Raw genomic sequence first — 23797 nt, 5'->3', positions numbered from 1 at the left:
GTTATTTTGTGGCGCCGGGACGCCCCACCGTCGCCTGCCCGTGCCCACCAGCCCGCTGCCAGCCCGCCGCCAGCCCGACCCGAGGACGTCCAGGACCGCCATGACCGACGAGGTGATCGACGTCCCTTCCGACCGCCCCGCGGGTGCGCGGCGCGCGGCGCGGTCCTCGCGCCTCCCGTTGGGGGTGCGGTTCGGCGGGTCCCGCGGCGGCACGCGCGTCATGCGTACGCGTCGACGGGCCAAGAACCTCGCCGGCACGGTCGGTCTCACCACGCTCGGCGCCGCGGTGCCGGGCTCCGGCTACCTGGTCGCGGGCCGCCGCCGGCTCGGCGCCTCGGTGCTGGTCGCCTGGCTCGTCAGCATCGGCGCGCTAGTGTGGTACTTCAGCCGCGGGACCGACCAGGCCCTCGGCTTCGCCCTCAACCCCACGGCGGTGCGGACGGCCGCGGCCGCCCTCGGCGCCGCGCTGCTGGTCTGGGCGTTCGTGGTGTTCAGCTCCTACCGCCTGCTGCGGCCGCGCGAGCGTCCGCGGTCGCACACCGTGCTCGGCAACCTGCTCGTCGTCGTGCTGGTGCTGGCCGGGTCCGTCCCGGTGGTGCGTGCCGCGCAGTACGCGATGATCACCGCCGACGGCGTCGAGGAGGTGCTGCCCGAGAACCCGACGAGCCCGACGGTCCCGAAGGGCGTCACCGAGGAGGACCCCTGGGCCGGCCAGGAGCGGGTCAACGTGCTGCTGCTCGGCGGTGACGGCGGCGAGGGCCGGACCGGCGTCCGCACCGACAGCGTGATCCTGGCCAGCATCGACACCCAGACCGGCAAGACCGTCATGTTCAGCCTGCCGCGCAACATGATGTACGCCGAGTTCCCCGAGGGCACCCCGCTCCACGACCTCTACCCCGACGGGTTCCGCACCGAGCAGGGCGACCCGGCCTTCGACATGCTCAACGCGATCTACGGACAGGTGCCCCAGCTGCACCCGGGCGTGCTCGGCGAGAGCGACAACGAGGGTGCCGACGCCGTCAAGATGGCCGTCGAGGGCAGCCTCGGCATCCCGGTCGACTACTACCTGCTGGTCAACCTCAAGGGCTTCGAGACCGTCGTCGACGCCCTCGGTGGCATCACCGTCAACATCAACGAGCGCGTCGCCATCAACGGCGACCAGTCCGCCGGGATCCCGCCGACCGACTACCTCGAGCCCGGGCCGGACCAGCACCTCGACGGCTTCGACGCGCTGTGGTTCGCGCGCGGGCGCTACGGCTCCGACGACTACGAGCGCATGGACCGGCAGCGCTGCGCGATCAGCGCGATCATCGAGGCGGCCGACCCGATGACGCTGATCACCCGCTACATCGACATCGTCAAGGCCGGCAAGGAGATCGTCTACACCGACGTGCCGCGCAAGATCGCCAAGGACTTCGTCCAGCTGCTGCTGCGCGTCAAGGACGGCAAGATCCGCTCGGTCGTCTTCCGCTCCTCGGACAAGTTCAACTCCGGCGACCCCGACTACGACTACGTGCGCGAGACCGTGCAGAACGCCCTCTACCCGCCCAAGCGGGCACCGGGCGGGCCCAAGGTACGACGCGCCGAGGACCCGGTCGACGTGTGCGCCTACGACCCCGACGGCGAGTCGGAGGAGTCCACCGAGCTCGCGGCGTCGGACTGACGCGGTCGGCCGCCCAGCCGCTCCTGCAGGGCCACCGCGTCGTGCGGCGCGAACCCCCGGGCGTCGTTGTCGAAGTAGACGTAGACGTCTGCCTCCTGCGCCCAGGCGCGGCACTTGTCGGCCCACCGGTCGAGGGCGGCGGCGCCGTAGCCGCTGGCGTAGAGCTCGGTGTCGCCGTGCAGCCGCACGTAGACCACGTCGCTGGTCACCGCCTCGGCCTCCGGCCAGCGCCCCGCCGTGTCGGCGACGACGCACCCGATGTCGTGCTGCCGGAGGAGCTGGATCGACGCGGGCTCGCAGAAGCTGCGGTGGCGGAACTCCAGCACGTGCTGCACCGGGCGGTCGACGGTGGTCGTGACGAGCGCCCGGTCCTCCTGGAGCTTGTCGTCGTGCTGGGCCGCGAGCGCGGCGACCTCACCGGTCGTGCGGGGCAGCAGCTCGAAGAACCCGCTCATCCGCTCGGCGTCGAAGTGCAGCGCCTCCGGCAGCTGCCACAGCACCGGGCCGAGCTTGTCACCGAGGGCCAGCACCCCGGAGGCGAAGAAGTTCGCCAGGGGCGTCTCGACCTCGCGCAGCTTCTTCATGTGGGTGACGTAGCGACCGCCCTTGATCGCCAGGGGGAACCCGTCGGGCACGGCGTCGCGCCACGCGGCGTACGACGTGGGGCGCTGCAGGGAGTAGAAGGAGCCGTTGACCTCGATCGTGCCGAGCCGCGAGGCGGCGTAGGTCAGCTCGTCCTTCTGGCGCAGGCCGGTGGGGTAGAAGTCCCCGCGCCACCGCGGATACCGCCACCCCGAGATGCCGACCCGGATCTGCCCCACGGCGTCGCCGTCCGTCGTGCCCCGCGTGGCTCAGCCGAGGCCGATGACCTGGGTGCCGAGCAGGTAGAGCGCGATCAGCACCGCGAAGACGACGATGGTGAGCACCAGCGGCTTGAGCGTCGACCGCCGCCCGGCGTTCAGCGGCTGGTCGGCGGTCGGGCGCTCGGGGTGGTCGAAGTGGTCGCCAGGCTCTCGGTTGGTCACGTCCCCACCATGCCCGGCGGTAGCGCGTCGTGGTCCACCCGGGAGGCTGACGCCCGAGCCGTCGAGGTCAGCGGCGCAGCTCGGACACCGTGGCCAGCCGCTCGAGCTTGTGGGGGTTGCGGATGGCGTACACCTGGGAGATCCGACCGTCCTCGATGACGAACGACACCGCGGTGTCGTGCTCGCCGCCCGGGTCGATGCGCGCAGCGACGGCGCCGTTGAGGTCGACCAGGTGGATCGTCGCGCCGGGCGCGTCCTGGGCGAAGCGGGCCAGCACCGGCGCCAGCCTGGTCGCGCCACGGACCGGCTTCGGGATGGTCGGGGCGAGCCCTCCGCCGTCCCCGACCACGAGCACGTCCGGCGCGAGGACCTCGAGCAGGCCCGGGATGTCGCCGGTCGTCAGGGCGGCGAGGAACCGCTCGACCACCTCCTGCTGCTCCGCGCGGCTCACCGACATCCGCGGCCGGCGGGCGGCCACGTGCTTGCGCGCGCGGGTCGCGATCTGGCGCACGGCGGCCGGCGACTTGCCCACCGCCTCGGCGATCTCGTCGTACGGCACCTCGAAGACCTCGCGGAGCACGAAGACCGCGCGCTCGGTCGGGAGCAGGGTCTCGAGCACCGCCAGGACGGCGATCGAGACGCTCTCGGCCAGCTCGACGTCGTCCGCGACGTCCGGGCTGGTCAGGACCGGCTCGGGCAGCCACTCGCCGACGTACTGCTCGCGCTGGCGGGTGAGGGTGCGCAGCCGGTTGAGGCTCAGCCGGGTCACGATCCGCACCAGGTAGGCCCGGGGGTCGCGGACGTCGCGCCGCTCGGCAGCCACCAGCGCCGCCCACCGCAGCCAGGTCTCCTGCACCACGTCCTCGGCGTCGGCGGCCGAGCCGAGCATCTCGTAGGCGACGGTGAAGAGCAGGCGGCGATGGGTGGCGAAGGGGTCCTCACTCACGAGGTGGAGGCTACGGGGGGCCGCTCGGTGAGCGGCTGCAGACCGCAGGCGGCGGCGAAGCCGTCGGACTCGATGCCGAGTGCCACGTTGCCGCGGGTGGTCAGGTTCGCGAACGCGATCACCGAGGTGAGCTCCACGACGGCGGCGGGCCCCAGCTCGGCGAGCAGTCGGTCGACCAGGTCGTCGGTCACCGACGGCGGCGTCTGGCTCATGGCCTCGGCGTACTCGAGGACGTCGCGCTCGAGCGGTGTGAACGCCTCCGAGGTCCGCCACCGCGGGACCTCGCGTGCCTTGTCCACGTCGAGGCCCTTGTTGCACACCTCGAAGTAGTTGAAGTCCAGGCACCACGTGCACCCGACCAGGGAGGCCACGGCCATGTGGGCGAACGACTTGAGGCCCTCGTCGCAGGCGTCCCACTTCTGCACCTTGCTCCCGAAGCCGGCACTGGCGAAGAGCACCTGAGGGTGGTGCCAGTACACGCCGACGGCCGTGGGCACCTTGCCGAGCCTCCTGCGGATCATCCGTGTCACCAGGGCCCCCTTGACGCCGGTGATCTCGGCCGGGGCGATGCGGGTCGTGTGGTCCATCGTCACTCCTGTGTCTGTCTGTCCCTGGACGACGGCGGTCCGGCCGTCGCCCATGGAGACACCGGCCGGACCTCGGCTGTGACACCGAGTCCCGGTCCGCTGGGGACGAGCGGAGGCGGAGCGGGTCGTTGCACTCGGAATCGCGGATGCGGCCGGGGGAGCGGCCCTGCCAGACTGGCGGGGTGACACCTGACGTGCGCTTCCTCGGCATCCTGCCGCCTCCGGTCGACTGACCGGAGCACTCCCGCAGCCGACCTGTGACCAGCAGGCCGGTCGAGCGCCCGTGCTCCAGACGATCCCTCGTCGGCACTCCCCAGGAGCACATCCCATGTCACACACGCATGTACGTCACCCGCTCGCTGCGCGCACCGGTCTCCTCCAGGTCTCCCTGGCCGGTGCGCTCTGGGGCACCGGGGGGCTGGCCGTCCAGCTCATCCGCGAGACCACCCCGATGACCGCGCTGACCCTGAGCGCCTACCGGATGCTGATCGCCGGGGTCGTCCTGGGCGCCGTCGTGCTCGCCGTCGGCGGTGGCCGGCGGCTGCGCACCCTGCTCGCCGACCGGCCGGCACAGGTCGTCGCCGTCGGCTGCGGCACCGCCGCCTACCAGGCGCTGTACTTCGGCGCGGTCGTCGCCGCGGGTGTCACGGTGGCCACCGTGGTCTCCCTCGGGCTCGCCCCCGTCCTGCTCACCGTCGGCGACGCCGTCGGCGGACGACGGCGCATCCCGTCGACCAGGCTCGTCGTGCTCGTCGTCGCTCTCACCGGCCTGGTGCTGGTCAGTGGCGCCACGGTCGAGTCCGGACCACGGCCCGGGCTGGGCACCCTGCTCGCCGTCGCGTCGGGCGCGACGTACGCCGCGACCACTGCTCTCGGCCGGCCCCTGGCCCAGCAGGCCGACCCGGTGGTGCTGACGACCGCGACGACCGCGATCGGTGCTCTCGCCCTGCTGCCGCTGGCGGTCCTCGCGCCGTCGAACGGTCCGCTCGTCACCACCGACCCCGGTGCGCTCGCGGGCCTGCTCTACCTCGGCATCGTCACGATGGCCCTGGCCTACGGCTTGTTCTACGCCGGACTCCGCACGACCCCCGGCAGCGTCGCGGTGATCGCGAGCCTCCTGGAGCCGGTGACGGCTGCGGTCTCGGCCGCCCTGGTCCTGGGTGAACGCCTCGGCCCGGCCGGGGTCGTGGGGATGGTCCTGATCCTCGTGGCGGTCGCCGGGCTCGGCCAGGAGAGGGCCGGGGGGAGCAGGGTCGTGCGTGGTGGGGGCGGTGCCACCTAGCCTGGCTCGCATGCGACGCTTCGACGACGAGGACCTCACCGGCGCCGAGTTCCGCGAGTGCGACCTGAGCAGGGCGCGGCTGGTCGGCGTGGTCATGCAGGACGCTGTGATCGACGGCCTGGTCACCAACCTCGTGGTCAACGGGGTCGAGGTGATGCCCTACGTCGAGGCGGAGCTCGACCGCCGCCACCCGGTGCGGTTGCTGATCCGCTCCGACGAGCCGGCCGACCTGCGCGAGGCCTGGCGGCAGCTGCGACACGGCTGGACGACGACCACCGAGCGGGTCCGGTCGATGCCCGAGAACGCCGAGCACGAACGCGTCGACGGCGAGTGGTCGATGGTCGAGACCCTGCGTCACCTGGTCTTCGTCCACGACTCGTGGTTCCGCCGCTGCGTGCTGGGGCTCGCCGAGCCCTTCACGGCGATGGGCCTGGGACCCGCCGTCGTCATGGACCGGGCGGAGAGCGGGCTCGACCCGTCCGCACGGCCGAGCCTCGACGAGGTGCTCGCGGTGCGCCACCGGCAGGCGTCGGAGGTCGAGGCGTGGCTGGCCGAGGTCACCCCCGGTCGGCTCGTGACGACCGCGCCGGTCCCCGACGACGACAGGTGGCCCCCGTACGCCAGGGGGCGAACCGTGCGGCAGTGCCTCGGCACCGTGCTCGGCGAGGAATGGGCCCACCACGGGTTCTGCGCACGCGACCTGGACGAGCTGTCGCGTCGGGGACCCTCGTCGGGCTCGTGAGCCAGACGCCGCGCCTGCCGGCCTGGCGTCCGTCGCGCCGTGGTCACCACCCGCGACCGCTAGGGTCACCAGGGAACTCGGGGCGGTAGCTCAGCCGGTTAGAGCAGAGGACTCATAATCCTTGGGTCGTGGGTTCGAGCCCCACCCGCCCTACAAGACAGGCCGCTGTTCGCCGCGGACCGGCAGGTAGCGCGAACCCCGAGGTGACGCCTCGCCGCGTCCCCCCATGGGCATACGGCGAGGCGTCGGCGCCAGAGTAGGCGGTCGACAGTCCGCTGGTCTGGATGCGCGCCGCATACGTCGGCCGACCGGGGGTACGCACCCGAGCAGTGCCCCCCACGGCCCCCCACACGAACCGCCCCATCCGAGCTCTCCTCCCAGAGGCCCGGTTGGGGCGGTTCCTGGCGTCGGATGGCCACCCCTCTGGGCGGCTCGACGTCGCGCCTACTCGGAGGTAACGTCGGCGTCCTTCGTCACCCCCCGCGCTGCCGCCCCACCCGCCGTCCCCCCTGGTAGGTGGGGCGGCTCGCGCGCCGACGTCGGTCGGATCTGCTCGACCGCTGGCCCGGGGCGAGGTGGGGGGCCCGGGAGGCCGAGCCAACACCCTCCCTCCTCGCGGCACGCGGCTGCGGGGAGGGAGGGCCACCCTCCTTGGTAAAGCGCTTCCTTACGTCTCCACTCACGGCGTCCGGTATGCGCCCACGATGGATCGTTGTCCGCGCGAGCCATCTGTGGGGGCGCTCGCACGAGGGTGAGCCAGCGTTCATCCGTCCCGTCGGGACGGCTACCTCGGCTTGATCGGGCCCACCTTGTTGCTGGTGCCGATGGCGTCGGCGTAGCCGCGCTTGCGGGCGATCACCTTGACGTGGACGCGCTTGCCCTGGTCGGCCCTGACCAGCTTCAGCCTGGCCGTCGTCGAGGTGTCGAGGGCGCGGCCGACGTACCACCTGTAGATCAACGTCGAGCCGGCGTCTCTCGGGCCGGGCGCCGCGGTGAGCACTCGGCCGACCCTCTTGACGCCGGTGATGGTCGGCGACGGGGTCCTGGTCTGCACACCCGAGGCGACCTTCTCGGCGGCGCTGTCCTGGGTCACCGTCGTGTAGCCGGTCTTGGAGCCGGTGACCCTGACGCTGAGCGTCTTGCCCTCGTCGGCCGGCACGAGGGTGTAGGACGTGGACGTCGCTCCGGCGATCGGCGAGCCGTTGCGCAGCCACCTGGACGACAGCGACGTGCCGCTGTCCCAGGCGCCAGGGGCGACGGTGACCCTCCTGCCGACGCGCACGGTGCCGTTGATCGTCGGCCTCGGCGTGCTGGACAGGGCACCCGGGGCGACCGGGCCGGTCGGGGCGCTGGTGCGCGTGACCGCCGTGTAGCCCGTCCTCGTGCCGGTGACGGCGACCGTGATGGCCGCTCCCACCCGGTTCCCGTCCGGCGTGTACGTCGAGCCCGTGGCGCCCGGGACGGTGGCGCTGTCGGCCGACCACTCGTAGCTGAGGGTGACGCCGGGGTCCCAGGTGCCGGGGACCGCGGTCAGGGGAGCTCCGACCGTCGGCTGACCCGTGACGAGCGGCGTCGGGGTGAGCTCCAGGTCGCCCGCGACGACGGCGCCGGTCGGAGAGCTCGCGCCGAGCACGGTGCTGTAGCCCGGCTTGGTGCTGGTGACCAGCACCGTGATGCTCTGGCCGAGGGCCGAGGCCGGCACGACGTACGTCGGCCCGGACGCCGCGGCCGCACCGTCGACGAACCACTGGAACGTCTGGGTCGTCCCAGCGTCGTAGGTGCCGGGCTCGACGGTCAGGGTCTCGCCGACCTGTGCGGTGCCGGTGATCGTCGGCGTCGGGCTCAGCGTCTGGGTACCGAGGTCGACGGCTGCGGTCGGGCCGCTGGCGGTCGTCACCGGCTTGAAGCCGGTCTTGATGCCGGTGACCTCGAGGACGATCGTCTTGCCGCGCTCGCTCGGGGTGGGTGTGAACGACGTCCCGTCGGCACCCTCGACGGCCACGCCGTCGGCGAGCCACCGGAGGCTCAGCGCCACGCCGTCGTCCCAGGTGCCGGGATCGCCGGTGAGGGCGACGCCCACCTGCGGGGTGCCGGTGACCGTCGGGGCGGGGGTGAGCGTGAGGTGGCCGAGAGCGACCGGCTCGCTCGGGTCGCTGGTCCTCGTGGCCGGGGTGTAGCCGGTCTTCGTGCCGGTGACAGCGACGGTGAGCAGCGCGCCCACCTTGCCGGGGCCGGGCGTGTACGTCGCCTGGGTGGCGCCGTCGATCGGGGTGCCGTCGGCGAGCCACTGGTAGGTCAGGTCGACGCCGTCGTCCCAGGTGCCGGCCGCGGCGGTCAGCTGCACGTCGACCTGCGGGGTGCCGATGATGGTCGGCGTCGGGGTCGGGGTGAGCCTGCCCGGCAGGACGGCGTCCGAGGGAGTGCTGCCTCGGACGACCGTCGCGTAGCCCGGCTTGGCTCCGGTGACCTCGAAGCGCAGGACCGCGCCGACCAGCCCCGGGCCCGGGGTGAAGGTCGGGCCGACAGCTCCCTCGACGGGGGTGCCGTCGGCGAGCCACCGGTAGGTCAGCGTCGTGCCGTCGTCCCAGGTGCCGGGCACGCCGGTGAGCTCGGCGCCCACCTGCGGGGTTCCGGTGACCGTGGGGGTCGGGGTCTGCGTCAGGTCGCCGCGGGCGATCGTGGACGTCGGCTCGCTGGTCGTGGTGACCGACGTGTAGCCCGGCTTCGTCGACGTCACCGAGAAGGTGATGACCGCCCCGAGCTGGCCGGCGCCCGGCGTGTAGCCGAGCCCGGTGGCGCCGTCGACCGGCGTGCCGTCGGCCGACCACTGGTAGGTCAGCGAGGTGCCGTCGTCCCACGTGCCCGGGTCGCCGGTGAGCCCGGCGCCCACCTTGGCGGTGCCGGAGATCGTCGGCGTGGGCGTCAGCGTCTGGGTGCCGACCGTGACGACGACCGGGTCGCTGGTGCGGGTCGCCGTCTCGTGTGCCGCCTTGGTGCTGGTGACCCGGAACGTGATCGCGCTGCCGATGTCGGCCAGGGTCGTGGCGTAGGTCGGGCCGGTCTTCCCGTCGATCGCGGTGCCGTCGGCCAGCCACTGGTAGGTCAGCGTCGTGCCCTCGTCCCACGTGCCGGGCTCACCGGTGAGGGTGCTCGGGTAGGCCGGCGAGCCGCTGATCGTCGGCGTCGGGGTCAGGGTCTGCACGAGCGGGGAGATCGTCTTGGCATCACTCGTCCTGACCACGGTCGCGTAGCCGGGGCGGGTGCTGGTGACCGCGAACGTCAGCGCCTGGCCGACCTGGTCGGGCGTCGGCGTGTAGGTCAGCGCGGTGGCTCCCGGGATCTCGACACCGTCGACGTACCACTGGTAGGTGCGTGCGGTGCCGGTGTCCCAGGTGCCCGGGACGCCGGTGCTGGCGGTGCCGGCGCGCGGTGTGCCGGTGATCGTGGGGGTCGGCTGCAGGGTCTGCGTGCCGAGGTCGACTGCCGCGCTCGAGCCGCTCGTGCGCGCCACCGAGGGGATGCCCGGCTTCGTGCCGGTGACGACGACGTCCAGCGTCTGGCCGAGCTGGGTAGACGTCGGCACGAAGGAGCCGGCGGTGGCGCCGGTGATGTTGGTGCCGTTGGCGCGCCACTGGAACGTCGTGGTGACGCCGTCGTCCCACGAGCCGTAGTCGGCCGCGTACGCGACGCCGACCTTCGGGGTGCCGGAGACGACCGGGGTGGGCGCCGAGACGAGCGCCTCACCCGCTGCCACGGCGGCCGTGGCCGCGCTGGTCCGAATGGTGGTGGTGTAGCCGAACTTCGTGCCGGTGACGTCGACGGTGAGGGTCTGACCCACCTGCGTGGCCACGGCCGGCGAGTACGTCGGGCCGGTCGCGCCGGTGATGGCGACGCCGTTGGCGCGCCACTGGTAGGTGAAGACCGTGCCGGCCGGCCAGGTGCCCGGGTCGACCGTCAGCGGGACGCCGATCTTGGGGGTGCCGGAGATCGTCGGCGTGGTGACCGGCGGCGTCGCGCGCACGCCGACGGCGGTGGCGGCGCTGGTCTGGGCGGTCTCGTTGAAGCCGGCGAGGGTGCCGGTGACCCGCACGGTCACGGCCAGCCCGACGACGTCACCGGTGGGCGTGTACGTCGGCGCGGTGGCGCCGGGCACGGGGGTGCCGTCGATGAGCCACTGGTGGTCGAACGACGTGCCGGCCGCCCAGCCGCTGGTGTCCGCGGTCAGCGGGACTCCGACAGTGGGGGTGCCGCCGGTGATCGTCGGCACGGGGGCCGGCGAGATGGGGGCGGTGCCGACCCTCACCGAGGAGCTGCAGGTCAGGCAGGTGCCACCCAGCGTGACGATGCTCTCCGTCACCGACAGCGTGCTGCCGGGGGCGGTGGCCGAGGAGATGTAGACCGGCAGGGTGCCGGTGGTGGTGGCGCCGAGCGCCGTCGCCGGGACGTTCCAGGTCATGGTGGTGCCGTCCATGGTCGCGCCGGTCGGCAGGTTGCCGATGACGCCGTTGTCCATGACGTCGGCCAGGTCGACGGTGACGACGGCGTTGCCGGCCGCCATCGCGACCTTGCCGGTGTTGCGCACGGTGAGCGTGTACTCGTAGATGGTGTCCGGGTTGACCTGGCCGGTGGGCCCGGCGAGGTTCACGTTGTACCTCGCCGGCCAGGCCGGCTTGCCGGTGGTGTACCACCAGGTGTGGAAGAACGCGGTCAGGTCACGGCCCGAGATGCTCTCGGCCAGTGCCTCGAACTGCGCCGTGCGCCGCGTGGTGGGGACGCCGCCGCCGTACAGCCGTTGCCACTGACGCATCAGGGTCTCGTAGTCGGCGGCACCGATCGAGGTGCGCAGCGCCTCGAGGGTCATCGCGCCCTTGTTGTAGCTCTGGGCGCCGAACAGCTGGGAGGCCTGCGTCATCGCGGCCGGCGCCACCGTGAAGGCGCCGTTGTTGGCAGGGGTGCCGTTCCACAGGTTGTAGATGGCCGTCTCGGTCGTCGTCGGCGACGAGCCCAGCGCCTCGTAGGTGATCTGCGACTCCGAGTACCGCGCCGAGCCCTCGCTGAGCGAGATGTCGTTCCAGTCGTACGGAGCGACGGCGTTGCCGAACCACTGGTGCATGACCTCGTGGTAGGTCGTGCCCAGGCTGGCTGCGTTCGGGAAGAACGAGCGGTCCTGGGTCTCCAGGGCGTAGTTGATCGCACTCGGGACGACGTCGGTCACGAACCCCACGCTGTTGCCCGGGTAGGGCCCGTACTTGGTCTCGAAGAAGTCGATGACCTGCTTGAGCCGGGCGCGGGAGGTCTGGGTGGTGGTCTGGTTGGCCACCGAGATCGCGGGGTCGATGAACGTCCACTCCGGGACGGTGCGGCCGCTCGCGAGGGTGATGTCCGAGGTGTACATGTCGTAGCGACCGATCGAGATCATCGACAGCATGCTGGCCATCTGCTCGGCCTGGTCCCACACCCAGGTGGTCCGGGTGCCGCCCTCGCTGGGGGTCCTCGAGATGAGCTCACCGTTGCTCGCGACACCGGCCGGGTAGGGCTTGCCGCCGGCGTTTGCGTAGTTCGACGTGCGGAGCATCGTCGGCGCGTCGATGGTGAAGGTGTAGGTCGCCTTGTCGCGCGGGGTGTTGTTGTTGGGGAACAGCGTCATCGCGCCGACCGGCTGGTTGAGGAACGTCGCGCCGTCGTTGGTGTTGTTCCACCCCTCCGACGAGCCGTCGGTGTCGGTGTGCGCCACCGGCCGGCCGGAGTACCTCACGACTGTGGTGAACGCGCCGTCGACCGGCGTCGCGGGGGTCACGATCAGCTTGTGCACGTCGGTCGTGGCGTTGGTGGTCGTGGTGTTCTCGATCCGGGTGAACGTCGCCGGGGCGCCGTTGACGGTCACCGAGTCGACGTTGAGCGTCGCGCCGGCCAGGTTGCTCGTCGAGCCCTGGAAGTCGAAGGAGTACGACGACAGCGGGGCGCCGGTCGTCGTCGCGTCGATGGTCGCCGTCGCGTCGGGCAGGTTGGTCGTGCCCACAGCGCCGCTGACGGTCGCCGTGGTGACGTCGACCCTGAAGTCGATGTCGTAGTGCGTGGCGTCGTACCCGCTGTTGCCCTGGTGGGGGAAGAGGCTGTCGGCCGGGCTGGCGGTCTGACCGCCGGCAACCGGGTCGACGCGCGCCTGCGCGGGCGCGGCGGTGGCCTGCAGGGTCACCGTGAGTCCGGCGGCGAGCGCCAGGGAGGCGAGACGTGCGGTCGTTCGACGTGCGTGGGACATGCGCCAGCTCTCTGCAGGGATCGGTCCTTCGGCGCGTCGAGTCACAGGCGCGGTCGGGCAGGGGATGCTGCGACGCTAGGTCTGCGGAGGCACGGGCGTGGGGACTTGTCGGACAATCTCGCCATGCGGGCAGAGATGGCCCGTTCGGGTCAGCTCTCCTGGCCAGAACGGGCCAGTCGTCCGAGCTCGTCAGCCGCGGCGCACCCGAGCAATCAGGGACGACCGGTTCCTCCGAGCCGGGTGAGCCACTCACGCAAGAGGCCGGCCTCAGCGGGACTGGACGCGTCCGCGGTCAGCGGGTCGATGCCGCCCTGCGGCGACACGACCGCGAGCAGGGCGTGTGCGCGTGCGGATCTGGCTGCTCGGGGATCCGCTCCCGGCGTCGGCTGGACGCCAACCACCCGTCCCGGCTCACCGGACCGTGAAGGCGTCGACGAAGCCGTCGGCGCCGAGACCCTCCACCTTGATGATCAGGGGCGTCTCGCTGATCCTGACTCGGAGCTTTGCGCTGCGCCCGGAGCCGAGAGCAACGTGGCGCGGGGCGACATCGCCATTCTCGGCCGGCACGACCGTGATGCCGTAGGTGTCTCGGCGGCGACCGGTGTTGGTGAGGGTGAACTTCACGACGTCGTCGGGTTTCGCCGTGGTCGGCCCGTTGACCCGAGCCGCGAAGTCCGGTCGAGACTGCTCGACAGGGACCTCCAGGGGGTCTTCGGGGTCGGTCCGGGTGAGCTCTATGCGGATCTCCCCGGTGACGAGCGTCAGGTCCGCGTCACCCTCCTCGAGGGTCACGCCCTCGGTGAGTAGCTCGCTGAGCCATGAATCCTGCCGCGTCAGCGACTCCTCGCACGACATGAGGGTGCCCGAGGGCTCACGCGCCCAGCGCAGGACGTCGTCCTTCTTGATGTAGTCGCCGACGTGGGTGTTGCAGCCGGCGGACGCTGACATCGTGTCGTCATCGAAGGCCAGGCGCACCGTCGTTCCAGCGACGAGCTCCCGACCGGACACCTCGTCGGCCGTGAAGGAGTGTCCCTCCAGCTGGACCCCAGCGGGCCGGCCCTGCGTCGCGGCGGTGCCGTCGTCGGCGCCGTCGCTGGAGCACCCAGCGAGCATCCCCAACAGTGCCGCTGTCGCGGCACCGGGCACGACTGGCCGGGTCGCCCAACCTCTGGCGGTACGGATGTTCAAGGGTGGCCCCCATCGTCCGTAGGTCGTGAAGTGCTTCTCCGGTGAGGACGCTATCGGTGGCGAAGGAGGCTGCGGCTCACCGAAACTGGGTGAGCGGCTGCTGCCGGTGTGGTCACGGACGAGGGGCCTGCTCGTCGTGCCGCGGCAGACGCGGGGCGAGACGGTCGAACGAGAGCCGGCAGCGGCACGGGGCGGGCGACCGTTCGTGCTCCTGGCGCGGCAGGTACCGACCGGTCGGGCGCGGCGGACCTGCACACGGATCGAGACGTCGGGATCATCGGTGCCTCGGTCTCGAGCACGCGAGACGGTGTCCATCGAGTGACTCGCTCCCAGCTACCCGTGCCTGGTGGGTCCGCTGCAGGGTCCGCGCGGTTGGTCCCCGTGTCATCGGCCCCAGCTCAACCGGCTCCTGGGGATGGACGCCGTACTCGCGGTACCTGAAGGTCACCCGTCTCGGGTGACCCGGCCACTCCGTCCTGACGCCAGGGTCGGTCAGGTGTCCGCAGGCCCCGTGTCCACCTCCACCGTGCCACCGCAGGCGAGCCCGCCCCGCGTCCGTCGCCGACGTCGCATGGTGCTAATCGGGGCTCGCGCGGTGGTGTGGATGGTCTACGCCTACGTCGTGGTCACCGAGGCGGTACTGGCGCTCGGCTTCGTGCTGCTGCTCTTCGGGGCCAACCCGGATGCCTCGTTCGTCACCTGGATCTACCGGTCGATGGACCGCGCGATGGAGCCCTTCCGCGGCATCTTCACCCCGATCGATCTCGGACTCAGCGGCAACCGGGAGGTCGGTGCGGTGCTCGACACCTCTGTCCTCTTCGCGATGCTCGTCTACGCCCTCCTCGCGTGGCTGGCCAGCTTGTTGCTGGACTGGATCGGTGGCTTCCTCGACCGTGTCGCGCAGGAGAGACCGGTGGTCGGACACCCGGGCGGACAGGCGTGGCACGCCCCGTTGCCCGGCACGACCGCTGCCGGGGGCGCGGGCGGGGTCGGCCGGCCATGAACAGGTCGCTCGTGAACTCACTCGGCGAGGCGGAGCTGTTGCTCGTCCGAGAGACGGATCCGGACGCGCTGAGGACGCTGGACGAGGACGCGCTGATCGACCTGCACAACCGGATCCGCCGTGCGCGCACCAAGTACACGACGCTGTACCGCCGCAATGCCGCGACACGGGTCCAGCAGGGCGGGGGTCGTGGATCCGTCCACGCCAAGAACCAGCGTGACCGGGACAAGGCCGAGCTCTTCGAGCTCGCCCTGGCACGCGTCAGCCGGCGGCTGGGTGCCGTGGCCCAGCGCGCGTCGGAGCAGCTGCGTGCCGAGCGCATCGAGGTCGGGCGTGCCGGTAGGTCGAGCGGGCCGGACACGTCGCCGGACGCCCAGGACCTGGGCACCGGCGCGCCCAGCACCCGACGTCGCGCGACCAAGACCACTGGCGGCGTCAAGCGCGACGCCTCGTCGCGCGCCCAGGGCAGTCGACGACAAGCCGCCCGCGATGCACGGTGAGGGCTCGTCCCGGTGTCCTCGAGGCGGGACGCGGCGGCCTGTCAGCGCTCTCCCCGTGTGCCCCGATCACGCCCCTGACCAGGTGCTGACTGCCAGCGTGCTGGGTGCACCTCGCCCAGCTCACCCGTTGCGGGTGACTGCGGGGCACTCTGCCGTTCCTAGCGTGACGCCGTGAGCATCCCCAGCGAGCCCATCGCGGACCCCGCCGTCGACGTCACCCCCTCGATCGGGCGGCTCGCCGGCCTGGCGGTCCAGGTCGCCATCGAGCTCGAGGCAGTCGCGGACGCCGTCTGCGTCTGCGTCGGGACGACGGGCCCGGTGCCTGCGGTGCTCGGGGTCGAGCGCCCCACGCTGGCGTCCCTGGGCTTCCGGGGCGAGTCCGGACAGGTGGCGGTGCTGCCGCTGGAGAGCGGCTCCGTCGGCATCGTCCTCGGTGTGGGGGACGTCGCCGCCGCCTCCACCACCGAGCTGCGAGATGCCGCTGCTCGGGGCGCGCAGGCGCTGCCGGAGGCAGTCACGTTCGCCTTCCACCTCCCGGCCAGCGCGACGGTGGCGACGGTGGCGGCGGCTCGCGCCGTCGTCGAGGGGTTGGTGCTGGGGAGGTACCACTTCCACATCCGCCGTTCCGACGACACGGCCGAGCTGTCCCGGGTGACGGTGCTCGTGGGGGAGGACCGGCTCGACGAGGCACGGCAGGGTGCCGAGCTGGGGCGCGTGGTCGCCGCCGCGACCTCCCTCGGGCGCGACCTCGCCAACGCTCCGGGCGGTCACCTGACCGCCGAGCGGATCGGCCAGGTCGCCGAGGAGCTGGGTACGACGGCCGGTCTCGAGGTCGAGCTGTTCGACGAGGCGCAGCTCCGCGCGCTGGGCTGCGGTGGGCTGCTGGGGGTCAACGCCGGCAGCACCGAGCCGCCGATGATGGTCAAGCTGACCTACCGTCCCGAGGGCGCGGCCTCGGGCCACCTGGGCCTGGTGGGCAAGGGGATCATGTACGACTCCGGCGGCATCGCGCTCAAGCCGGCCGACGTCAGCCACTCCCAGATGAAGAACGACATGACGGGTGCGGGCTGCATCCTCGCCGCCATGACGGCGCTCCGCGCGTTCGACTGCCCCGTCACCGTGACCGGCTGGCTCATGTGCACCGACAACATGCCGTCCGGGTCCGCCACGCGGTTGGGCGACGTCCTGACCATGCGCGGGGGGACCCGCGTGGAGGTGTTGAACACCGATGCCGAGGGACGGCTCGTGATGGCTGATGCACTCGTGCTCGCCGTCGAGGAAGGTGTCGACGCCGTCGTCGACATCGCCACGCTCACCGGGCAGTGCCTCCGGACGCTCGGCACCGAGATCGCCGGGATGATGGGCAACAGCGAGGACCTGGTCGCACAGGCCGCTCGTGCAGCCGCGGCGACGGACGAGCCGCTGTGGGAGCTGCCCCTCGCCCGGCGCTACCGGCCGCAGCTCGACTCGGCCGTCGCCGACTTCTCCAACATGGGGGGACCCAACGCGGGATCGATCACGGCAGCCCTGTTCCTCGCCGAGTTCGTCGGTGACCTGCCCTGGCTGCACCTCGACATCGCGGGCACCGCCCAGGCGGACGCCGTCCGCACCTGGCGCAACGCCGGCGCGACCGGCTTCGGGACCCCACTGCTCATCGAGATCGCGTGCCACTTCACCACGCCGGGACCCGCCCGGCGATGAGCGATGCACGCGTGCGGCGCACCTGGCTCGACCGGGTGGAGAGCCTCGGCAACAAGGTGCCCCACCCGGCGATCATCTTCCTGGGTCTCTGCATCCTGGTCATCGTGCTCTCCGCGGTTCTGGCCGCCTTCGACGTCTCCGCCACCTACGAGGTGGCCGACGGCCCGGAGGGGATCGTGGACGAGGTCGAGGGGGGCACCCAACCCGATGGCGGCGACCTGCCGGACGAGGACTCGGTCTCCCTGCGCACCGAGACCACGAGTGTCGAGAGCCTGTTGTCGGTGGCCGGCGTGCGTTTCCTGTTCACCTCCTTCGTCAGCAACTTCGCGGGTTTCGGGGTCGTCTCGGTGATCCTCGTCGCCATGCTCGGGGTCGGCGTCGCCGAGGAGTCGGGCTTGATGGCGGCGCTGATCCGCAAGCTGGTCAAGGTGGCGCCCGCGTGGGCGATCACCTGGATCATCGTCTTCGTCGGCATGCTCTCCAGCGTCGCCTCGGACGCCGGCTACCTGATCCTGATCCCGCTCGCGGCGGCTGCGTTCCTCAGCGTCGGCCGACACCCGCTGGCGGGCCTCGCCGCGGCGTACGCCGGGGTGAGCGCCGGGTTCGCGGTGAACGTGCTCATCACACCCAGCGACGGGATCCTGACGGAGGTCACCAACGAGGCCGTCGCGCTGGTCGACAGCGACCTGTCGATCGGCATCACCGCCAACCTCTGGTTCAACCTGGCGTCCACCGTGTTCGTGACCGTCGTGATCGTGCTCGTGTCGTCCCGGTTGGTCGAACGGCGTCTCGGCGCGTACGACCCGTCCGAAGGGTCCCCCGGCGCGGCGAAGGCCGACGAGGAGGAGGTCGTCGACACCGCGGCGGAGTCGCGCGGCCTGCGCTGGGCCGGCTTCGCGGTGCTCGGTGCCGTGGCCATCACCCTCCTGCTCGCGCTGCCGCCGGGAGCACCGCTCCGCAACGAGGACACCGGGTCGCTCATCGAGGACGCACCCCTGCTGGACAGTCTGATCGTGACCATCACGCTGATCTTCCTGGCGGCCGGCATCGGCTACGGGCGGGGGGCGAGGACGATCACGTCGAGCACGGCGATCATCGGCGCGATCACCAAGACCTGGGCCTCACTCGCCGGTCTGCTCTTCATGTTGTTCCTGATCGCCCAGTTCATCGCCTACTTCAACTACTCCAACATGCCCACGATCATCTCGGTGGCGATGGCGGACCTCCTGGAGCAGGCGGACATCGGTGCTGTGTGGCTCCTGATCGGCTTCATCCTGGTGATCGCGCTGCTGGACATCATCATCCCGGGCCTGTTGCCCAAGTGGGCGATCTTCGCCCCCATCTTCATCCCGCTGTTCGTGCGACTCGACGTCGCGCCCCAGACGCTCCTGGCGGCCTACCGCCTCGGTGACTCGCCGATGAACGTGATCACCCCACTGATGGTCTACCTGCCGTTCATCGTGGTGGTGGCCCAGCGCTACAAGAAGGACGCCGGCCTCGGGACGATCATCGCGTTGATGATCCCGTTCTCGGCGGTCCTCCTCGTGACCTGGACCCTGTTCTTCGTCGCTTGGTTCCTGCTCGGGATCCCGATGGGTCCCGGCTACCCCGCCAACCTCTGAGCCTTGCCGAGCCGCCGGGGCCCACCGGGGTTTACAGGGGCCACACCACTGGCACGACGACCAGGGTGACGAGCAGCCACCACAGGGTCAGGGGCAGGCCGAGACGCCAGTAGTCCCCGAACCGGTAGCCGGCCGGCGCCATGATCATCATGTTGCCCGGTGTCTGCACCGGCGTCAGCAGCGCGGCGGAGCCGGCCACGGCGACGGTCATCAGGACCGGTGCCAGCGCCAACCCGGTGTCGGCCGCGATGGCCAGGGCGATCGGGATCATGATGAGCACGGTGGCGGTGTTGCTGAGGACGAGTCCCAGCACCGCCGTCAGGACGAACAGCGTGAGCAGCACGACGATCCCGGGGCTGCCCCGCAACGCGGAGACGACGACCTCGGCGACGACGTCGGCTGCCCCGCTGGAGCTGATCGCACCCGAGAGCGGGATCAGTGCCCCGACCAGGACGACGGTCTCCCACGAGACGGCACGGTAGGCCTGGGGGCTGCTCACGACGCCGCCCAGCACCATCGCGCCGGCCGCGAGCAGTCCCGCCGCCGCGGGCGGCACCAGGCCGAGGGCGAGCAACGCCACCATCGCAGTCAGGATGAGCAGAGCGCGCCTGGCCTGACGGCCCAGGGGGCCGGCCTGACGCCGGAGGAGGTCCGGGCTGTCGACGACGAGGACGTCCCGACTGACGCTGAGGCCGCCGATGACCGACCAGCCGCCGTACAGGACCATGGCGTCGCCCGGTTCGAGCGCCGTGACCCGCGCGCCCCGGTCCTCGCCGCGACGCTGCACCGCCAGGATCACCAGGTCCTGGGCACGCACCATGCCGGGGAAGACGGACTCGCCGACGAGGGGTGACCGGGGCGGCACCACGACCTCGACGACCCCCATCTCCGGGTCGATGAGGCCGTCGCGGGCGCCCGCCCGCATGCTCACGGCAAGCACGTTCTCCACCGCCAGCGCGCTCATGTGCTCAGCCGGACCGCTGAGCACCAGGTGGTCGTCGACCTCGAGCGACGCGCCGTGGTCGACCGCGCCCGACCGGCCCCGCTGGACGGCGATCAGGACCGTGCCCGGGTAGGCGGAGAGGTCGAGGTCGGCGACCGGCCGGCCGATCCACGCGGAGCCCGGCCGGACCCGCAGGCGGTAGAACCCGTCGTGCAGTGCGTAGTGCCCGGCCAGGGTCTCGGCGTGGCGGCTGAGGTCACGCGGCGTCGTCGCCGACCGGCGTGCCGGGAGCACGCGCGGCCCCAGGACGGTGGCGAGCACCATCGTGCCCAGGAGGATCGGGACCCCGACCCAGGCGAACTCGAAGAAGCCGAACGCCCCGGCACCGGCGTCGGCCGCAGCGTCGGACACCACGACGTTCACCGGGCTGCCGGTGAGCAGCAGGAGGGAGCCGGCGCTGCCGGCGTAGACCGTCGGCATGAGCAACCGCGACGGGGGTTGCCCGGTGCGGACGGCGAGCACGACCAGCATCGGCAGCAGGGCAGCCACCGCCCCGTTCAGGCTCATCAGGGCCGTCAGCAGGGCGCACATGAGCATCGTCGCGGCGCCGAGGCGCCAGCCGCCGTTGCCGGCGCGACCGGCGAGGGCGTTGCCTGCCCAGGCGGTCACGCCGGCGGAGTCGATGCCCTCGCTGACCACGAAGAGCGCCGCGATGAAGATCACGACAGGATCCCCGAAGCCGCTCATCGCCTCGGGAAAGGTCAGCAGCCCCGTGATCCAGAGCGCCAGGGCCGTGCCGAGGGCGACGACCCCGACGGGCAGCCGGTTCCACATGAACAGCCCGACGGTGAGGAGAAGCACGAGGAGAGCGACGGCTGCGTCGCTCATCAGGCGTCCTCGGTGATCGCGCTCGAGACGAAGAGGTCGAGGCCGAGCCCGCGGGACAGCATCGCCGCGGCGAGCTGTCCTCGCACGCTGTTGCCGGCCGCGTCGAGCGGCGGGGAGAACGTGCCGAGTCCCCCCTTGCCGGGCGCTGCGGTCACGATGCCGCCGCCGATGCCGCTCTTGGCCGGGAGCCCGACGGTGAACAACCAGGTGCCGGACGTCTCGTACAGCCCGGCCGTGGCCATCACGGCGAGGGTCTGCCGGGCCGCGAGCTGCGACACGACGCGGGTGCCGGTGACGGGTTGCACCCCGGCGTCCGCCAACGTCGCCCCCATCATCGCCAGGTCCCGGGCGGTGACCCCGAGGCAGCACATCCGCGTGTACAGGTCGACCGCCGCGTCCGGGCTGTCGTCGAGGAGGCCCAGCCCGTCGAGCAGGCGGGCGATCGCCTGGTTGCGGTAGTTGTTCGCGCGCGCCGAGCGGAGCACTTCTGGCATCTCGCGGAGCGGGCGTCCCGCGAACCCGGACAGACCGTCGAGGACGAAGTGCCACCGCTCCTCGGTCGTGCGGCCCGGGACCATGCTGGTGGTGAGCAGGGCGCCGACGTTGACCATGGGGTTGGTCGTCGCCGTGCCGTGCCTCTCGAACGTCGCGACCGAGTCGAACGCTGCGCCGGTGGCGTCGACCCCGACACGACGCAGGCACTCGTCCCCTCCACGGACCGAGCACACCAGCGCGAAGAGGAACGGCTTGATGACGCTCATGACGGGGAACTCGTGCTCGGCGTCACCCGCCTCCCAGCGGTCCGCGGACGTCGACACCACCGAGATGCCGAACAGGTCGGTCGACTGCTCGACGAGCACGGGGTACACCGCGGACACCGCGCCCCGGCTCTCGGGGCGGTAACGGGTCCACGTGTCGTCGACCAGCCGCTGCACCCGGTCGCCGGTCGGCAGCACCCCGGTCGAGACGAAGTCACCCGAACCGGTCATCGCGCGGCGTGCCGCGCCTGACGACGGGCACCCCCGGGCTGGGGGGTCTCATCGCGAGCGACCTCCGGGGCGATGAGGCCGGTCCGCCGCGGTGCCGCACGGGCGCCGGCGCAGGGGTCGGCGGCCGGGCCCGGTCCGTTGCAGTTCACCCCGTCACTCCACCGATCCGTGCACCGGGTCAGCTCACCCGTAGTGGGTGATCTGGCGCCGCACGGGTGGGCCGGATGCTGGCGGCATCGGACCCGGCCGGGAGACGGACGCACCAGCGGTCGGCGGCTCGGGCCGGAAGGAGCGCGACCGTGGGCACCCTCACCGTGTGGAAGTTCGCGACACCAGAAGGAGCGGACCAGGCCGTCGACGTGCTGCGAGAGCTCGAGAAGCAGCACCTCATGAACGTGCACGACGCCGCGACGGTCTCGTGGCGGCCGGACAAGAAGCGCCCGAAGACCACCCAGCTGAACAACATCGCCGGGGCGGCCGCCCTGGGCGGTGCCTTCTGGGGGATGCTGTTCGGCCTGATCTTCCTGGTCCCGCTGCTGGGGGCCGCTGTCGGCGCCATGGCGGGGGCACTCTCGGGCCAGCTCGCCGACGTGGGCATCGACGACGACTTCATCCGGAAGGTCCGCGCGGAGGTGACGCCCGGGACGTCGGCGCTGTTCGTGATGAGCTCGGACACGGTGCTCGACCGGGTGCGGGAGCACTTCGTCGGCCTGAACCCGGAGCTGGTCTTCACCAACCTGAGCGACGAGCAGGAGAAGGTCCTGCGCGACCTCTTCGCCGACGACGCGGCGTGATCCGTGCCGGACGAGCCGACCCGTCGCGGGGTGGCCGCGAGGCTGCGGCCGCGCTACGCACTACCCGGTCTCTGGGTCGCGCTCGTCCTCGGACTGCTCACCTTCACGCCCTCGCTGCTGCCGCGGCCACCGGAGTACCAGGGCCTGCTCGTCGGGGTGAACGCAGCCATCGGCTACGGGTTCGGCGTGGCCGGCGCCTGGGTGGTCCGCGAGCTGGCGGACCGCCCTCGCCGGGCCACGCGCATGCGGTCCTGGCGGTTGCTGCAGGTCGCGGCCGTCGTCACCCTGGTGCCCGCACTCGTCTGGGGCGAGCGGTGGCAGCGGCGCCTGCGTGAGCTCGTGGGTCTGGACGAGGTCCCCCTCTGGAGACTGATCGCGATCCCGGTCCTCGCGGTGGTCGCCTTCGTGCTGCTCGTCGGGCTCGCCCGGCTGTTCCGGCTCCTGACCAGGAGGGTGATCGCGGTCCTCCGTCGTGCGATGGGCGATCGTCCTGCCCGTGCCCTGGGCGTCGTGCTCGTCGTCTCCCTGACCCTGCTGCTCCTCAGTGGCGTCGTGCGCGACGCCGCCCTGGGTTTCGCCGACGGGGTCTACTCGGTCCGCGACGGCGGCACGCCGGCAGGCCTGGAGCGTCCGGAGTCCTCGTTGCGGTCGGGCGGTGACGAGTCCCTGGTGGCGTGGCAGGACCTCGGTCAGGAGGGCCGCAAGTTCACGGGCGGTGGGCCGAGCGCGGAGGACATCTCCGCCTTCACCGGGGAGCAGGCCCTCCCGCCCATCCGCGCGTACGCCGGCATCGACGCAGCCGAGGACGCCGAACGGCGGGCGGCGCTCGCCGTGGACGACCTGGAGCGTGCGGGAGGTTTCGAGCGGGCCAACCTGCTCGTGGTGACCACGACCGGCACGGGGTGGGTGGAGCCGAGCTCGACCAGCAGCTTCGAGTACCTGACGGACGGCGACTCCGCCATCGTGTCGATGCAGTACTCCTACCTGCCGTCGTGGCTGTCGTTCCTCGTCGACCAGAGCAGGGCCCGGGAGGCGGGGCGGGAGCTGTTCGACGCGGTCTACGCGCGCTGGTCGGTCCTCCCGCCGACCGACAGGCCGCGGCTGTACGCCTTCGGCGAGAGCCTGGGCTCCTTCGGAGCCGAGACCGCGTTCAGCGGCGAGGCCGACATGCGCAACCGGCTCGACGGGGCGCTGTTCACCGGACCGCCCAACTTCAACCCGCTCTACCGGACGATCGTGGACGATCGCGACCCCGGCACCCCGGAGGTCGAGCCCGTCTTCCGAGCCGGCCGTACCATCCGCTTCTCGGGCCATCCCTCCGTCGGGGTCGTGCCGGCGACGCCGTGGGACGGCGCCCGCATCCTCTACCTCCAGCACGCCTCGGACCCGGTGACCTGGTGGAGTCCCGACCTGTTCTGGAACCGACCCGACTGGCTCTCCGAGCCCCGAGGTCGAGACGTGGCGGAGGACATGCGGTGGATCCCGGCCGTCACGTTCTGGCAGGTCTCGGCCGACCTCGCCCTGTCCTTCTCCATGCCACCCGGGCACGGGCACAACTTCACGGGCGAGCACGTGGACGGGTGGGCGGCCGTGCTCCAACCCGACGGCTGGGACGAGGACGACCTGTCCCGCTTGAAGTCCCTGATCCGGGACGGGGCGACGTGA

General features: G+C 71.9%; 17 protein-coding genes and 1 tRNA gene. 10 read left to right on the top strand and 8 right to left on the bottom strand.

All coding sequences use genetic code 11. The features are described 5' to 3' along the window. Positions 1 to 100 precede the first annotated feature (100 nt). Entirely contained in the window at positions 101 to 1663 is a 1563-nt protein-coding gene (locus AC4MBH_RS04220; RefSeq protein WP_491793098.1) for an LCP family protein, read from the top strand. Here the strand turns inward: AC4MBH_RS04220 and AC4MBH_RS04215 are convergent. From AC4MBH_RS04215 to AC4MBH_RS04200, 4 genes are all read right to left on the bottom strand, one after another. Continuing rightward, complete coding sequence (locus AC4MBH_RS04215) at positions 1609 to 2484, bottom strand: DUF72 domain-containing protein (protein WP_491793097.1); 876 nt, start codon at positions 2482 to 2484, stop codon at positions 1609 to 1611. The two genes, AC4MBH_RS04220 and AC4MBH_RS04215, sit on opposite strands and share 55 nt — an antisense overlap. A gap of 30 nt (positions 2485 to 2514) precedes the next feature. Continuing rightward, entirely contained in the window at positions 2515 to 2688 is a 174-nt protein-coding gene (locus tag AC4MBH_RS04210) for a hypothetical protein (protein ID WP_491793096.1), read from the bottom strand. 67 nt (positions 2689 to 2755) lie between these two features. Continuing rightward, on the bottom strand, positions 2756 to 3634 hold the full coding sequence (locus tag AC4MBH_RS04205; RefSeq protein WP_491793095.1) for an RNA polymerase sigma-70 factor: 879 nt from the start codon (positions 3632 to 3634) through the stop codon (positions 2756 to 2758). After that, entirely contained in the window at positions 3631 to 4221 is a 591-nt protein-coding gene (locus tag AC4MBH_RS04200) for a carboxymuconolactone decarboxylase family protein (protein ID WP_491793094.1), read from the bottom strand. The genes AC4MBH_RS04205 and AC4MBH_RS04200 overlap by 4 nt, the downstream gene beginning before the upstream one ends. A gap of 328 nt (positions 4222 to 4549) precedes the next feature. On the opposite strand from AC4MBH_RS04200, the gene AC4MBH_RS04195 reads away from it, so the two are divergent. The 3 genes from AC4MBH_RS04195 (at position 4550) to AC4MBH_RS04185 (ending at position 6398) form a co-directional block, all read left to right on the top strand. Next, on the top strand, positions 4550 to 5503 hold the full coding sequence (locus AC4MBH_RS04195; RefSeq protein ID WP_491793093.1) for a DMT family transporter: 954 nt from the start codon (positions 4550 to 4552) through the stop codon (positions 5501 to 5503). A gap of 10 nt (positions 5504 to 5513) precedes the next feature. Then, complete coding sequence (locus AC4MBH_RS04190) at positions 5514 to 6245, top strand: DinB family protein (RefSeq protein ID WP_491793092.1); 732 nt, start codon at positions 5514 to 5516, stop codon at positions 6243 to 6245. Positions 6246 to 6324: 79 nt separating this feature from the next. Next, positions 6325 to 6398: transfer RNA gene (locus AC4MBH_RS04185), tRNA-Ile, on the top strand. A 631-nt stretch (positions 6399 to 7029) separates the two neighbouring features. Here the strand turns inward: AC4MBH_RS04185 and AC4MBH_RS04180 are convergent. Both AC4MBH_RS04180 and AC4MBH_RS04175 read right to left on the bottom strand, forming a co-directional pair. Beyond that, entirely contained in the window at positions 7030 to 12504 is a 5475-nt protein-coding gene (locus AC4MBH_RS04180; RefSeq protein ID WP_491793091.1) for a M1 family aminopeptidase, read from the bottom strand. A 411-nt stretch (positions 12505 to 12915) separates the two neighbouring features. Next, positions 12916 to 14007: an META domain-containing protein gene (locus AC4MBH_RS04175; protein WP_491793090.1), complete on the bottom strand. Its 1092-nt coding sequence runs from the start codon at positions 14005 to 14007 to the stop codon at positions 12916 to 12918. A 307-nt stretch (positions 14008 to 14314) separates the two neighbouring features. Here AC4MBH_RS04175 and AC4MBH_RS04170 point away from each other — a divergent pair, with 307 nt between their 5' ends. The 4 genes from AC4MBH_RS04170 (at position 14315) to AC4MBH_RS04155 (ending at position 18518) form a co-directional block, all read left to right on the top strand. Continuing rightward, positions 14315 to 14695, top strand: coding sequence for a hypothetical protein (locus tag AC4MBH_RS04170; protein ID WP_491793089.1), 381 nt, complete (start codon positions 14315 to 14317; stop codon positions 14693 to 14695). An 11-nt stretch (positions 14696 to 14706) separates the two neighbouring features. Then, complete coding sequence (locus AC4MBH_RS04165; RefSeq protein ID WP_491793088.1) at positions 14707 to 15195, top strand: hypothetical protein; 489 nt, start codon at positions 14707 to 14709, stop codon at positions 15193 to 15195. Positions 15196 to 15366: 171 nt separating this feature from the next. Then, on the top strand, positions 15367 to 16896 hold the full coding sequence (locus AC4MBH_RS04160; protein ID WP_491793087.1) for a leucyl aminopeptidase family protein: 1530 nt from the start codon (positions 15367 to 15369) through the stop codon (positions 16894 to 16896). Next, positions 16893 to 18518 carry an AbgT family transporter gene (locus AC4MBH_RS04155; protein ID WP_491793086.1) on the top strand — a complete coding sequence of 542 codons (1626 nt, stop codon included), beginning with the start codon at positions 16893 to 16895 and terminating at the stop codon, positions 18516 to 18518. The genes AC4MBH_RS04160 and AC4MBH_RS04155 overlap by 4 nt, the downstream gene beginning before the upstream one ends. Before the next feature lie 31 nt (positions 18519 to 18549). On the opposite strand, the gene AC4MBH_RS04150 is transcribed toward AC4MBH_RS04155, so the two are convergent. After that, a complete protein-coding gene (locus AC4MBH_RS04150; protein ID WP_491793085.1) occupies positions 18550 to 20349 on the bottom strand; it encodes an SLC13 family permease in 1800 nt (599 codons plus the stop codon). Next, a complete protein-coding gene (gene glsA, locus AC4MBH_RS04145; protein WP_491793084.1) occupies positions 20349 to 21338 on the bottom strand; it encodes a glutaminase A in 990 nt (329 codons plus the stop codon). Before glsA ends, AC4MBH_RS04150 begins: the two co-directional genes overlap by 1 nt. Positions 21339 to 21637: 299 nt before the next feature. Between glsA and AC4MBH_RS04140 the strand changes: the two genes are divergently transcribed. Both AC4MBH_RS04140 and AC4MBH_RS04135 read left to right on the top strand, forming a co-directional pair. After that, positions 21638 to 22132 carry a DUF1269 domain-containing protein gene (locus tag AC4MBH_RS04140; protein WP_491793082.1) on the top strand — a complete coding sequence of 165 codons (495 nt, stop codon included), beginning with the start codon at positions 21638 to 21640 and terminating at the stop codon, positions 22130 to 22132. 3 nt (positions 22133 to 22135) lie between these two features. Continuing rightward, on the top strand, positions 22136 to 23797 hold the full coding sequence (locus AC4MBH_RS04135; protein ID WP_491793081.1) for an alpha/beta hydrolase: 1662 nt from the start codon (positions 22136 to 22138) through the stop codon (positions 23795 to 23797).

This window comes from Nocardioides sp. WJ219 (assembly GCF_058559815.1).
Note: the sequence above shows the minus strand (reverse complement) of the source record. Positions and strands in the feature narration are given on the sequence as shown.